Here is a 12,563-nt window from a genome sequence, read left to right on the forward strand (position 1 = left end):
CGCCGCCGGGACCGAAGCCCCGACGACGCCCGAACAGCGGATGCGGTCGCCTACTCCGCGGTCTCGGTGCTGCCCGCGTGGCGGCGGCGCCGCATCGCGAACAGGCCGAGGCCGAGGGCGAGCAGCACCACCGCGCCGACGATGTACGGCGTGCTGTCGGCACCCGTCGTCGCGAGCGAGCCGTCGGTCGCTCCGCCGGTCGCGCCCGGCGTGGTCGCCCCACCGCTCGCCGCGGCCGTGACGGTGACCGAGGACGTGACCTCGGTGCCGTCGGCGAGGATCACCGCGAGCGTGTGCGTTCCGGCCGGGGTGCTCGCCGGAATCGTCAGCGTGCGGCTGAACGCGCCGTCCGCATCGGCGGTGGCTGTGCCGAGGTCGATCGGGTCAGAACGCAGCTCGAAGCGCAGCGCGGCATCCGCCTCGAAACCGCTCCCCGAGACGGCGAGCTTTCCACCCGCGACCACGGATGCGGCACCCAGCGTGACCTCCGGCGCCGCAGGCTCCTCGATCACGGGCGGCGTCACGCCGGCCTCGGTGACCCACTTCTCACCGGCATCCGACTTCGTCACCGTGAAGGTGTCGTAGACCGAGCCGACGGGGAGGTCGGTCGTGGCATCCGGCTGCTTCTCCGCGAGGTACGAGCGGTAGACGAGCTGGTTCTTCGAGACGTCGATCACCTGGTACGTCGTCACGCCCTGACCGCGCAGCACCTGGGTGGCACCGTTGTTCGTCCAGACGTTCTTCTCGGGCGTCTCGAGCTCATAGTGCTTCGCACCCGAGTTCGACACGACGTACACGGGGCCCGAGGTCATGCCGGGGGTCTCGGTCGCATCGGTGTTCACGTAGCCGCGTGCGTAGGTGTGGTCGTGGCCCATGAGCACGAGGTCGATGTCGTTGCGCTGGAAGACGGGCAGCCACTCGGCGCGCAGCACCGGCTCGTCGCGGCCCTCGGATGCCGAGAACACCGGCTGGTGGAAGGTGACGACGTTCCACTTCGACGGGCTGTTCTGCAGCAGCAGGTCGAGCCAGGCCGCCTGGAAGCGGGTCCACAGCACGCCGATCTGCGCCGACGGGCACTCGGCGCCCGTGCACGACGGGAGTCCTGCCGGGGTCAGGAAGGTGGTGTCGCGGGTCGCGTTCAGGGTGATGAAGCGCACGCCCTGGTAGTCGGTGTAATACGCGGTCTCGGCGGCGAACGACGACCAGTGATCGAAGAACGCGCGGTACTGCTGCGCGACCTCGGAGTCGCCCTTCGCGAGGTCGGCCAGCTCGCCGATCGTGCTCGTCGACGGGTTGTTGTGCGGGTACTCGAACGCCGCCTTCCATGCGGTGAGCAGCTTGTCGCCCGAGTACTCGTGGTTGCCGGGGGCCGCCATCACGTTGGTACGCACGGCGGAGTCCTCCATGCCCTTGAACCAGTTGAGCCACTCGTTCTCGTTGCTCGAGGTGTTGATCAGGTCGCCGGCGTGCACCGATCCGATCGAACGAGGAGCCTGAGCCTCGGCCTGCTTCACGACGCTCGGCCAGGTGGTGTCGAGGCCGATCTGGGCATCGCCGTAGTAGATGAACTGGAAGTCCGTGGCGCTCGGGTCTGCCGTGCGGAACTCGAACCAGTCGCTCCAGCTGCCGGCGAGGCCCACGCGGTAGCGGTAGGCGGTCGCAGGCGCGAGGCCCGTGACCGTCGCCGAGAAGTGCTTGTTCGGGTTGCCGTTGACGACCCCGGCGTCGTAGGCGTCGACGGTGCGCGTCTCGCCGCCGGCCGCCGGCGCGATCTCGACCTGGCCGATCGTGTGCGAGGCGTCGCCCGCGAGCCACGAGAACGACTGCGACACGGCGGGCTGCTCGGTCGGGGTCAGGATCACGCGGGTCGGCGGAGCCACGACGGGCGAGCCGGGATCGGAGGCCTCGACCAGCGTGAGCGACGACATGTCGAAATAGATGTCCGAGCTCGACTCGCGGTCCTGGAACAGGGCGACGGCGATGTCGTTCGTGCCGTCGTGCAGCAGCTCGCCTTCGGCGCTGAACGTGCTGGTGAGCGGGTCGCCGCCGCTGTCTCCGGCGTACTCGACGTTGACGGTGTCGGTGATGCGGCCGTCGACGTAGCGCGCGACCTCTTCGCCGTTGATCCAGACGACGATCGCGTCGTCGTACGTGATCGTGCTGCGCAGTGCGGCGACCTGCTCGGCCACGCCCGTCTCGAGCTCGAACGTCGTGCGGAAGAAGTAGGTGGGCACCGTGGGGGCGGCAGAGCCGTCGATGTAGTGGTTCAGCAGCGTCGTCGGGGTGACCGGGCCGACGGGCGCGATCTTGCCGTTCTTCGCGCCGAACGAGCCGGGCGCCGACTTCCAGGCGCTGTCGTCGTAGTCGGGGAGGGTCCAGTCGCGGAGCGCGGCGGGTGCGGCCGACGGGTCGGATCCGTCGTCGAGGTAGCGCCAGGTGGTGTCACCGGTGATGAGCGAGCCGGTCGGCACATCGGGCTCGCCGGCGGCGGTCGCGATGGGGGCGACGACGGCGCCGCCGAGCAGGGCGAGGACGGCGGCGGACGCGAGTCCGTAACGCCGCCACCGCACCGCAGGGGTGGGGGAGGTCATGAGTGTCCTTCGTGGGGTGGGGTTTCCGTGCTCAGCCGCACGGGGCCCGGCCAGCCCATCGAAAGAGGATGACCTCGGGGTTGCCGCAGGACGACCGGAGGGTGAACGCCGCTACGGTGGGGGCATGAGCTATGCGGGGGAGTCGTCGATCGAGGCTCGCGTCCGGGCGGTCAACGCCGATTTCGGCAGACGTCAGACGCGGCTGTTCATCACGTTCGCGCTGATCGAGGGGCCGGTGCTTCTGCTGCTCGCCGTCGCGATCTACGGGTTCGAGGTCATCGACCCCGAGATCGGCATCTGGTTCATCGTCGCGGTCGCCGTGGTCGGCGGATTCCTGATGAGCGCTCTGCTCGTGCGGCTGATGCAGGCGCGAGTCCGCGCCATCGCCCAGGCCAAGGGCGAGAACCCGCTGTTCTGACCCCCGGTACGCTGGAACCCATGCTCAACATGGCTGACGGCCTCGACCGTCTCGGCGCGCTCGCCGAGAATCCGGTCGTCCGCACCCTCGCCGATGCGTTCGCGGCGGCGGGCTTCGACCTCGCTGTCGTCGGCGGTCCCGTGCGCGACGCGCTGCTCGGCCGCCCCACGCACGACCTCGACTTCACCACGAACGCGCTGCCCGACGACATCCTGCGCATCGTCACGCCGATCTCGACCGCTCAGTGGGACATCGGCCGTGCGTTCGGCACGATCGGCGCACGGGTGCAGGGCGAGCAGGTCGAGGTCACCACGTACCGGGCCGACAGCTACGACGGGGTGACCCGCAAGCCGACCGTCGAGTTCGGCGACACGATCGACGCCGACCTGCATCGCCGCGACTTCACCGTCAATGCGATGGCCCTGCAGGTTCCGTCCGTCACGCTCGTCGACCCGACCGGGGGAGTCGAAGACCTCATCGCCGGAGTACTCCGCACGCCGGCGGATCCGCAGGTCTCGTTCGGCGACGACCCGCTGCGGATGCTGCGCGCGGCGCGCTTCAGCGCCCAGCTGGGCTTCCGCATCGACGACGACACATTCGATGCGATCACCGAGCTCAAGGCGACCCTCGAGATCGTGAGCCCGGAGCGCATCCAATCCGAACTCGTTCGCCTGATGCAGACCGAAGACCCCGTGCGCGGCATCCGCGTGCTGGTCGACACCGGCCTGATCGAGGAGTTCCTGCCCGAGGTCAGTGCTCTGCGACTCGAGGTCGATGAGCACCACCACCACAAGGACGTCTACGAGCATTCGCTCACGGTGCTCCGTCAGGCGATCTCGCTCGAGCAGTCGCGCACCCCCGACGCTGAACCCGACGTCGCACTGCGCATCGCCGCGCTGCTGCACGACATCGGCAAGCCCCGCACTCGCAAGCTCGAAGACGGGGGAGTGGTCACGTTCCATCACCACGACGTCGTGGGCTCGCGCATGGCACGCAAGCGTCTGCAGACGCTGCGGTTCGACACCGACACGACAGGTGCCGTGTCGAAGCTGATCGAGCTGCACCTGCGTTTCTTCGGATACGCCGAGGGGGCCTGGACGGATGCCGCTGTGCGCCGTTACGTCCGAGACGCGGGCGACCAGCTCGAACGCCTGCACATCCTCACCCGTGCCGATGTCACCACGCGCAACAAGCGCAAGGCCGGTCGCCTCGCCTCGGCCTACGACGACATCGAATCGCGCATCGCGGCGCTGCGCGAGCAGGAGGAGCTCGACTCCATCCGCCCGGAGCTCGACGGCAACCAGATCCAGCGGATTCTCGGCATCGCGCCCGGCAGGGAGGTCGGAGAGGCCTACAGGTTCCTGCTCGAACTGCGCCTCGACGAGGGACTCATCGGACCGGATGCCTCCGAGCAGCGCCTGCGCGAGTGGTGGTCCGCGCGCGGATGACCTGATCGGTGGGGACCGTGAGGGGGTCTCCCCCCGACGCCCCTCACGGAGAGGAGACCCCAGGACTCCTCTGACGCACACGTCTGTAAACGTGGGCTTCGGCCGCTCCCATGGGCGACCGAGGGTGCGACATACGCACGGCAACCCCACACCGCGCGTTTCACCGCAACCCTCCCGTGAAGTCTTGTGCGGAGGGCGTCGCGCGGCGTTCATAGTCGAGCGTTTGGCCCGCAGCTTGACGCACGCTGTCCCTTTCCCGTCGCCGATCCGGCTCCTCGAGCAGCGCCTCTTCGGCATGCCGGGCACGCCAGCGTGCCGGAGGAATGCCGTGCACCTCCTGAAACGCACGGCGCATGCTGCGTGGACTGCGGAATCCACTGCGGCGCGCGATCTCCGCGGCTGTGAGACGCTCCACTCCGAGAGTCAGCATCGCCGAGACGCCGACGCGATGGTCGCGGATCGCCTCCTGCACTGATCGCCCCCCGCGTGCGTACGCCCGCTGCACCTGGCGTACCGAGACATGCAGTGCGGCCGCGAGCGTGCTCAGGGTGAACTCGGGGCAGTGAGCTCCTTCGGAGATCGCATGGTCGCCGCGCTCGCGCAGAAGATCGAGAGGATGCCCGGCGCGGATGTGCCGATCCGTGGCGTCATCGTGTCGAGCACGTGAGGTGTCCACCTCGACGAACTCGCTGTGCATGACCTCATCGATCTCGGACTGGCCGTCGAAGGTCTGTCGCGAGGCGAGCGTGCTGCGGACTCTCGCCACCGATCTCAATCGGAAGCGCAGCTCGCGCACCGAGAACGGCTTGGCGAGATAGTGCGCGACGCCCAGCATCCGCATCTGTGCGACGCTGCTGGCTCGGCGGTCTGCGGTGACCGCGATGACATCGACATCGTCACCGAGATGCGTGCGGAGCATGCGGAGAACGTCACCGCCCGAGATGCCGGGGAGCTGCAGGTCGAGCAGCACGACGTCCGGAGGGTCGCGGTGCATCATCTCGACGGCCTCCTCGCCGGTCATGGCGAGACCGGACACGACGAATCCCGGAGTGCGCTCGACGAACATCCGATGCAGCTGAGCCGCCATCGGCTCGTCATCGACGATCAGCACGCGCAGGTCACTCATCGATGAACCTGGACCTCTCGGAGTCGGGAATCGGCAGTGTGGCCTCGAACTGCATGCCACCCAGCTCGGATGTGCGGCATTCGCAGTCGCCACCGAGGCGGGTCACGGCTCCGCGCACGATCGCGAGTCCGTAGCCGCGGGATTCGCGACCCGTCTTGGTGCTCGTGCCCAGAGAGAACACCCGGTCGCGCAGATGCGCAGGCACTCCCGGGCCGCTGTCGTCGACCGCGAAGGTCAACACGAGACCAGATCCGTCGGATGCCTGAGCCGTGGTGATCATCAGCACGACGCCGTCACCGGACGAGCAGCTCTCGATGGCGTTCGACAGGAAGTTCCCGACGATGAGCAGGCTCGCCTCGGTGAAACTCTGGTCCGCGCCCGCCAGATCGGGAAGTGCGGCTCCCGGTGCGACGACCAGACTGATACCTCCCTCACGTGCTCGAGCGCGATGCGCGTAGACGAGTGCGCGAACGCTCGGGTCTTCGATACCGTCAGCCGGCATGCCGAATTCTCCGGATACTCCTCCGGCTCGGACGAACTCGAGCGCGCGGTCGGGCTCAGCCATCTCCAACAGGCCCTCGATGATGTGCAAGGTGTTGGCGAACTCGTGTCCGCGCGAGCGCAACGCATCGATGTGGTTCTGTGCACCGTCCAGCGCGCGCAGCAGAGCGGCATCCCGGGAATAGTCGCGGAGGATCACGAGCCGGCTCTCGCCTGCTGCCGGCGAGACATCCATGTCGACGGACAGGGTCAGGACGCGGTCACCGATCTGGATCAGGTGAGCATCGAGCGCGCGGCCTCCGCGGCCGCCGCTCGCCGCCAGGAGCAGCTTCTCGGCGTTGGTTCCGATCTCGTCATCGGTCACGGACAGCAGTTCTCCTGCGGTGGAGTTGAACCACAGGAGTCCGCCATCCCGATCGATGCCGATCGCCGCATCGTCGATGCTCTCCAGCAGCGCCGCGCGTTCCCGCACGATCTGATCGACCTGTTCGGGCCCCATCCTGTACGCGGATCGGGTGCTGCGCACCGACACCACGCGCAGCACATAGAACGCGGGACCGCCCACCGCGGCGATCAGCAGCGCGATGGGCCAGGCTGCTCCCATGATCCGCCCGTTTCGCCAGTCCGGATCGATGACGACGACCAACCATCCGCCTCCCTCGAGTGGAAAGGAGTTCCCCACTGCCGCGCGAGCGCCCGGCTCGTCGGTGAGACCGGTGAGGTGTCGACTCCCGAGGCGCTCGCGGTCGGCTCCCGCCGTCGCGATGACCCTACCGTCGACGTCGACGACGGCATAGAGCGAGAACGGCCTTCCGATCGGACGCGGGTCTCGAGACAGCACACGCTCGGCCAGCTCGTCGGCGACTCCGCCGTCGAGCATCGCGACCGCGCCGCGCTCGTTCTCCTGTCCCGCGAAGACGAGAGCGACGACGAGGGCGGTCGCGAGCAAGGCGGCGAAGGCGAGGGTCTGCGCGACGAGCACGCCGCGTCGGGAGGCTCTCGTGCGTGGTGCGGTCTCCGTAGGCGCGGATCCGAGCCGTGTCCGCATGACCCCTCCGCTCGTGACGACGCCCTGGTGCACGATACGCGGCGACTCCCGAGTTCCCGAGTTCATGGCCCCATGACCCCCAGAACCGGGGGTGCGCAGCAGCCCCTCGGCACGCCACCCGGGACGGGTTCCGTCCGTGGCGTCCGGCTCCTACACTGAGGTAACGCTCCACCATCGACGATCGGAGACGCTGTGGTTGCGTCGTGGCAGGTGTCACGTGACGGCCCACCGGAGGCCTCTCGTCTGCTCATCGAGCGTGCACACGAGGAACTCATCGCCGGAAACCTCGAGGACAAACGTCTGCAGCAGGTTCGTCCTCTGGTCCGCGAGTCGTGGGTGAGGTCGTGGCGCGGTCGCGTCGGGCCCGAGGGCGCCCCGCCGATCGAGCTCGCGAGCGATGAGCTCGAGGCCTATCGGCTCGCGCATCCGCTGGCATCCGCGATGGACATGATCCGAGCGCTGCTGCTTCCTGGCGCCCCGGAGGAATCCGGTGTCGTGATCGCCGTCGGAGATCAGGCCGGACGCCTGCTCTGGATCGAAGGCGATCGACAGTTGCAGTCCCTCACCGAGGGCATGGGATTCGTCGCGGGCGCGAACTGGGCGGAGGAGGCCGTGGGTACCACCGCACCGGGAACCGCACTGACGCTCGGGCAGTCCGTGCAGATCCGCGGCGCCGAGCACTACAACCGACTCGTGCATCCGTGGTCGTGCACGGCCGCTCCCGTGCGTGACCCCGAGACCCGCCGGGTTCTCGGCGTCATCGACATCACCGGCGGAGACGAGGTCGTGTCGACCCAGGCCCGCCTTCTCGTCGATGCCACGGCGCGCGCCGTCGAATCCGAGTTGATGGTCGCTCGGCTTCGAGCGCGTGGCGAATCGCAACGCCCGACGACGATCTCGTCACGCGCCAAGCCGACCACGCGCGCGACATTGCATGTGCTCGGTCGTGACAGGGCTCGACTCGAGTCCGAGACCGAGCTCGAAGAGTCCGTCATCGAGCTGAGCGCCCGCCATGCAGCGATCCTGCTGATGCTCGCGGTGAACCGTCAGGGCCTGTCGGCCGAGCGGCTGAGTGAACTCGTCTACGGGCCGGATGCGTCGGCCGACACCCTTCGACCCGAGATGGTGCGCCTGCGCAAGGTGCTCGAGAAGCACGCCCCCAGTCTCGTGCCCGAATCCCGGCCCTACCGGCTGACGGTGCCCCTCGAGACGGATGCGCACGACGTGCTGTCGCTGCTCGACCGCGGTGCCCATCGTGTCGCTCTCACCGCCTACCGGGGTCCGGTGCTGCCGGAATCGACCTCGCCGGGTGTCGAGGAATTCCGCGAATCGGTCAGAGCGGCGCTGCGCGAGGCGATGCTGTCGGAGGCGAGCCTCGATGTCCTGCTCGCCTACGCGGACATCCCGGAAGGGCAGAGGGATGCCGCCGCCCTCCGTCTCGCGCTCGAGATGCTCCCGGCTCGGTCTCCGAAACGTGCGGGGCTGGTCGCCCGGATCGAGCGTCTCGAAGAGGGCTGAGGCTCGCAATCTCGTGCAACGTTGCGCATTCGGGTGCAACGTTCTCGGACGTACCGTCGGAGGACAGCCGCGCAGCACCGATGCCCGTGGCCCATCGAAGGAGTTCCGATGACCATCGTCGAAGAAGACGTGTCCACCGCCCCTGCGTCCTCGGCCTACGCCGCCCCCGGTCAGCCGGGCGCCCTCGCGACCTACCGTCCGCGGTACGGCCATTACATCGGCGGCGAGTTCGTGGATCCCGTCAAAGGCCAGTTCTTCGACAACGTGAGCCCCGTCAACGGCAAGCCCTTCACCGAGGTGGGTCGCGGGACCGTCGAGGACATCGACCGCGCCGTCGACGTCGCGTGGAAGGCGTTCGCGAGCTGGGGCAAGACCAGTCCCGCAGAGCGCTCAGTGGTCCTCAACCGCATAGCCGATCGCATCGAACAGCATCTCGAGGAGATCGCGGTCGCCGAGACGTGGGAGAACGGCAAGCCGGTGCGAGAGACACTCGCCGCCGACATCCCTCTCGCCGTCGACCACTTCCGCTATTTCGCCGGCGTTCTGCGCGCTCAGGAGGGCGGCATCAGCCAGCTCGACGAGAACACCGTCGCCTATCACTTCCATGAGCCGCTCGGAGTGGTCGGCCAGATCATCCCGTGGAACTTCCCGATCTTGATGGCCGTGTGGAAGCTGGCGCCGGCGCTCGCCGCCGGCAACTGCGTCGTCATCAAGCCCGCTGAGCAGACCCCCGCCTCGCTGCTGTTCCTGTTCGACATCATCGGCGATCTGCTGCCCGCCGGTGTCGTCAACATCGTCAACGGCTTCGGCATCGAAGCGGGCGCACCGCTCGCTCAGCACAAGCGCATCCGCAAGGTCGCCTTCACGGGCGAGACCACGACGGGGCGTCTGATCATGCAGTACGCGTCGCAGAACCTGATCCCGGTGACCCTCGAGCTCGGGGGCAAGAGCCCGAACGTGTTCTTCGAGGACGTCGCCCGTGACACCGCCGATCCTTTCTATGACAAGGCACTCGAGGGCTTCACGATGTTCGCGCTGAACCAGGGCGAGGTCTGCACCTGCCCGTCGCGCGCGCTCATCCAGAGGTCGATCTACGACGGCTTCCTCTCCGATGGTCTCGCTCGCGTCGGCAAGGTCGTGCAGGGCAACCCCCTCGACCCCGCCACGATGATCGGCGCCCAGGCGTCGAACGATCAGCTCGAGAAGATCCTCAGCTACATCGACATCGGAAAGCAGGGTGGTGCTCGTCTGCTCACCGGTGGAGAGCGCGTCGACCTCGGCGGCGATCTCAGCGAGGGCTACTACGTCGCTCCGACCGTGTTCGAGGGCACCAACGACATGCGCATCTTCCAGGAGGAGATCTTCGGCCCGGTGCTCTCGGTCACCTCGTTCGATGACTTCGACGATGCGATCTCGATCGCGAACGACACGCTCTACGGACTCGGCGCCGGTGTCTGGAGTCGCAGCGGAGACACGGCCTATCGCGCCGGACGGGCGATCGAGGCCGGTCGCGTCTGGACGAACACGTATCACCAGTACCCGGCGCACGCCGCGTTCGGCGGATACAAGCAGTCCGGCGTCGGCCGCGAGAATCACAAGATGATGCTCGACCACTACCAGCAGACCAAGAACCTCCTGGTCTCGTATGCAGAGGGGCCCATGGGCTTCTTCTGAGTTCGACCCCGGGCGGGCGCTGCACCCTCAGCGTCCGCCCTGAACCACAGGAATCGGACGATCGTCAGGAAGGCGCGGACCATGGTGAGCATCGGCACCTACCAGCGGGTCGAGGTGACGGATGCCGCGGCATCCCTCGTCCGCGATCTCACCGTGCAGCACGGCCCCCTGATGTTCCATCAGTCGGGCGGATGCTGTGACGGCTCGTCACCCATGTGCTACCCGGTCGGCATGTTCATCACCGGGCCGAGCGATGTGCTGCTCGGCGCCCTCGATGTGGGGCTCGACGCCTCGGTCGAGGTCTTCATGTCGGAATCGCAGTTCGAGTACTGGAAGTACACGCACCTCACGATCGACGTCGTGCCTGGTCGCGGTGCCGGCTTCTCGGTCGAGGGTCCCACAGGGATGCGGTTCCTGATCCGCTCGCGGATGCTGAACGACGCGGAGCTTGAGTACTTCGGCCTCGCGCCTTCGGCGGGGTGAGGGGACATATGGCTTCAAATCAGGCTAGATATAGGCCAGATTTCAGGCTAATCTTCCTCCATGCAGACCATACCGCTCAGTGAGGCGAAGGATCACCTGTCCCGTCTCGTCGACCAAGTGGAACGTGAGCACGAGACGATCGAGATCACTCGCCATGGACGCAGCGCAGCGGTGCTGGTGAACAAGGATGCTCTGGACTCGCTGTATGAGACGCTCTTCTGGTTCTCCCAGGCGGGGACTCGTGAAGACCTGGATGACGCTCGCCGCCAGTCCGGCGCTGGCGAGCTCCGCAGCGCCGAAGACACGATGAAGCGATACGGCGTTCGACCCCGGTGAACTGGGTCACGTCATTCGCCGATTCCGCCTGGCGGGACTTCGATGGACTACCGCCGAAGATCGCGCAGGCGATTGTGGAGTTCGCCGTGCATACGTTGCCGGAGAACCCGCTCCGGATGAGTAAGCCCCTGCTGGAGGACTTCGAAGGACTGCAATCGGCACGCCGTGGCGACTATCGAGTGCTGTTCTATCTGGAGGAGCCGGATCAACTGATCGTGGTGCGTGCCAGGCACCGACGCGACGCGTATCGGCCGCCGGATCCAGGTATGAACTGACCTTCTGTTGGGCCGCGCCTTCCGTCAATACGTCATCCCCATCGCCGCCCTCACCTCGTCGAGCGTGTCGTCCGCGATGGACTCCGCGCGCTCGTTGCCCTCTCGGAGGACCGCGGCGGCGTCGGAGATCGTGAGCGTCGCGCGACGAGCACGGTGGTCGGCGAGGAACTCGTTCACCGCCTCAGTGGTGAGGCGCTTGAGCGCACCGGCACCCGCACCGCCGACCTCGTCTGCGATATCCTCCGGAGTGCGCTCGAGAACGACCGCGGCCGTTGCGAGCAGCCCCGACACTCCAGGCCGATTCGCGGGGTCGTAGGTGATCACGCGATCCGAATCTGTGGGAGCGCGCCTGATGGCGTCGGCGGTCTCGTCGGCCGTCATCCCGAGTGCGATCGCATTCCCGTAGCTCTTCGACATCTTGCGCCCGTCGAGGCCCGGAAGCTCAGGGGTCTCGGTGACGAGCGCGGCAGGCTCGGGGAACACGCTGCCGTATCGCTCATTGAAGCGACGTGCGATCGTGCGGGTCATCTCGACGTGTGGGAGGTTGTCCTTCCCTACCGGAACGAGGTTGCCTTTGCAGAACAGGATGTCGGCTGCCTGGTGCACGGGATAGGTGAGCAGCAGGCCGCTCAAGGTGCGACCGGACGCCGCGAGCTCACTCTTTACCGTCGGGTTGCGGTGCAGCTCTGCCTCGGTGACCAGGCTGAGGAAAGGGAGCAGGAGCTGGTTGAGGGCCGGCACCGAGGAATGGGTGAAGATCGTGGTGGTCTTCGGATCAAGACCCGCGGCGAGGTAATCGAGGATGGCGCCGTACACGTTGCCACGCACATCACCAGCCGAGTCGCGGTCGGTGATCACCTGGTAGTCGGCCAGGATCACGAACGTCTCGACACCGGCATCCTGCAAACGGACACGTTCACGGATGGTGCCGAAGTAGTGCCCGAGGTGCAGGCGTCCTGTGGGGCGTTCCCCGGTGAGAACGCGGTATCTCTCGGGATGCTGCTCGATCGCCTCCCGAAGGTCGGGCATGCGAGCGAGGGTTGCGGCGTACGAGTCCATGATCTGCTCCTAATTCGAGAGGAGCTGCACGGAACATGGATTCGCGACGGGGTCGCAGGCTGCCGTGCAGCCCGCGCGTCAATGCG

11 protein-coding genes are annotated in these 12,563 nt (G+C 67.4%); 7 read left to right on the plus strand and 4 right to left on the minus strand.

What is annotated here, in order from left to right:
• Positions 1-50 precede the first annotated feature (50 nt).
• Complete coding sequence (locus ACQ4LY_RS05305) at positions 51-2,591, minus strand: fibronectin type III domain-containing protein (protein ID WP_431074978.1); 2,541 nt, start codon at positions 2,589-2,591, stop codon at positions 51-53.
• A 124-nt stretch (positions 2,592-2,715) separates the two neighbouring features.
• Here ACQ4LY_RS05305 and ACQ4LY_RS05310 point away from each other — a divergent pair, with 124 nt between their 5' ends.
• Both ACQ4LY_RS05310 and ACQ4LY_RS05315 read left to right on the plus strand, forming a co-directional pair.
• Positions 2,716-3,009 (plus strand): hypothetical protein, encoded by a 294-nt coding sequence (locus ACQ4LY_RS05310; RefSeq protein WP_120494654.1) that lies wholly within the window; start codon positions 2,716-2,718, stop codon positions 3,007-3,009.
• A 20-nt stretch (positions 3,010-3,029) separates the two neighbouring features.
• Entirely contained in the window at positions 3,030-4,457 is a 1,428-nt protein-coding gene (locus ACQ4LY_RS05315; protein WP_431074979.1) for a CCA tRNA nucleotidyltransferase, read from the plus strand.
• A gap of 160 nt (positions 4,458-4,617) precedes the next feature.
• Here ACQ4LY_RS05315 and ACQ4LY_RS05320 read toward each other — a convergent pair whose 3' ends face one another.
• Both ACQ4LY_RS05320 and ACQ4LY_RS05325 read right to left on the minus strand, forming a co-directional pair.
• Positions 4,618-5,583, minus strand: coding sequence for a response regulator (locus ACQ4LY_RS05320; RefSeq protein ID WP_431074980.1), 966 nt, complete (start codon positions 5,581-5,583; stop codon positions 4,618-4,620).
• On the minus strand, positions 5,576-7,066 hold the full coding sequence (locus ACQ4LY_RS05325) for a sensor histidine kinase (RefSeq protein ID WP_431074981.1): 1,491 nt from the start codon (positions 7,064-7,066) through the stop codon (positions 5,576-5,578). The genes ACQ4LY_RS05320 and ACQ4LY_RS05325 overlap by 8 nt, the downstream gene beginning before the upstream one ends.
• Before the next feature lie 258 nt (positions 7,067-7,324).
• Between ACQ4LY_RS05325 and ACQ4LY_RS05330 the strand changes: the two genes are divergently transcribed.
• The 5 genes from ACQ4LY_RS05330 to ACQ4LY_RS05350 all read left to right on the plus strand — a co-directional run bounded on the left by ACQ4LY_RS05330 (position 7,325) and on the right by ACQ4LY_RS05350 (position 11,418).
• Complete coding sequence (locus tag ACQ4LY_RS05330; RefSeq protein ID WP_431074982.1) at positions 7,325-8,650, plus strand: GAF domain-containing protein; 1,326 nt, start codon at positions 7,325-7,327, stop codon at positions 8,648-8,650.
• A gap of 108 nt (positions 8,651-8,758) precedes the next feature.
• Entirely contained in the window at positions 8,759-10,324 is a 1,566-nt protein-coding gene (gene exaC / locus ACQ4LY_RS05335) for an acetaldehyde dehydrogenase ExaC (RefSeq protein WP_431074983.1), read from the plus strand.
• A gap of 81 nt (positions 10,325-10,405) precedes the next feature.
• A complete protein-coding gene (locus ACQ4LY_RS05340) occupies positions 10,406-10,807 on the plus strand; it encodes a DUF779 domain-containing protein (protein ID WP_431074984.1) in 402 nt (133 codons plus the stop codon).
• Between the two features lie 60 nt (positions 10,808-10,867).
• Positions 10,868-11,143: a type II toxin-antitoxin system Phd/YefM family antitoxin gene (locus tag ACQ4LY_RS05345; RefSeq protein ID WP_431074985.1), complete on the plus strand. Its 276-nt coding sequence runs from the start codon at positions 10,868-10,870 to the stop codon at positions 11,141-11,143.
• Positions 11,140-11,418 carry a type II toxin-antitoxin system RelE family toxin gene (locus ACQ4LY_RS05350; RefSeq protein ID WP_431074986.1) on the plus strand — a complete coding sequence of 93 codons (279 nt, stop codon included), beginning with the start codon at positions 11,140-11,142 and terminating at the stop codon, positions 11,416-11,418. Before ACQ4LY_RS05345 ends, ACQ4LY_RS05350 begins: the two co-directional genes overlap by 4 nt.
• Positions 11,419-11,442: 24 nt before the next feature.
• Here ACQ4LY_RS05350 and trpS read toward each other — a convergent pair whose 3' ends face one another.
• Positions 11,443-12,477, minus strand: coding sequence for a tryptophan--tRNA ligase (trpS, locus tag ACQ4LY_RS05355; protein WP_431074987.1), 1,035 nt, complete (start codon positions 12,475-12,477; stop codon positions 11,443-11,445).
• Between the last annotated feature and the right edge of the window lie 86 nt (positions 12,478-12,563).

It is taken from the genome of Microbacterium phyllosphaerae (genome assembly GCF_050628115.1).
GTDB lineage: Bacteria > Actinomycetota > Actinomycetes > Actinomycetales > Microbacteriaceae > Microbacterium > Microbacterium phyllosphaerae_A.

What these genes read in the sequence shown, in the direction of transcription:
- ACQ4LY_RS05305 (WP_431074978.1), bottom strand. Translation starts at nt 2,591, where the DNA reads ATGACCTCCCCCACCCCTGCGGTGCGGTGGCGGCGTTACGGACTCGCG.
- ACQ4LY_RS05310 (WP_120494654.1), top strand. Translation starts at nt 2,716, where the DNA reads ATGAGCTATGCGGGGGAGTCGTCGATCGAGGCTCGCGTCCGGGCGGTC.
- ACQ4LY_RS05315 (WP_431074979.1), top strand. Translation starts at nt 3,030, where the DNA reads ATGCTCAACATGGCTGACGGCCTCGACCGTCTCGGCGCGCTCGCCGAG.
- ACQ4LY_RS05320 (WP_431074980.1), bottom strand. Translation starts at nt 5,583, where the DNA reads ATGAGTGACCTGCGCGTGCTGATCGTCGATGACGAGCCGATGGCGGCT.
- exaC (WP_431074983.1), top strand. Translation starts at nt 8,759, where the DNA reads ATGACCATCGTCGAAGAAGACGTGTCCACCGCCCCTGCGTCCTCGGCC.
- ACQ4LY_RS05340 (WP_431074984.1), top strand. Translation starts at nt 10,406, where the DNA reads ATGGTGAGCATCGGCACCTACCAGCGGGTCGAGGTGACGGATGCCGCG.
- ACQ4LY_RS05345 (WP_431074985.1), top strand. Translation starts at nt 10,868, where the DNA reads ATGCAGACCATACCGCTCAGTGAGGCGAAGGATCACCTGTCCCGTCTC.
- trpS (WP_431074987.1), bottom strand. Translation starts at nt 12,477, where the DNA reads ATGGACTCGTACGCCGCAACCCTCGCTCGCATGCCCGACCTTCGGGAG.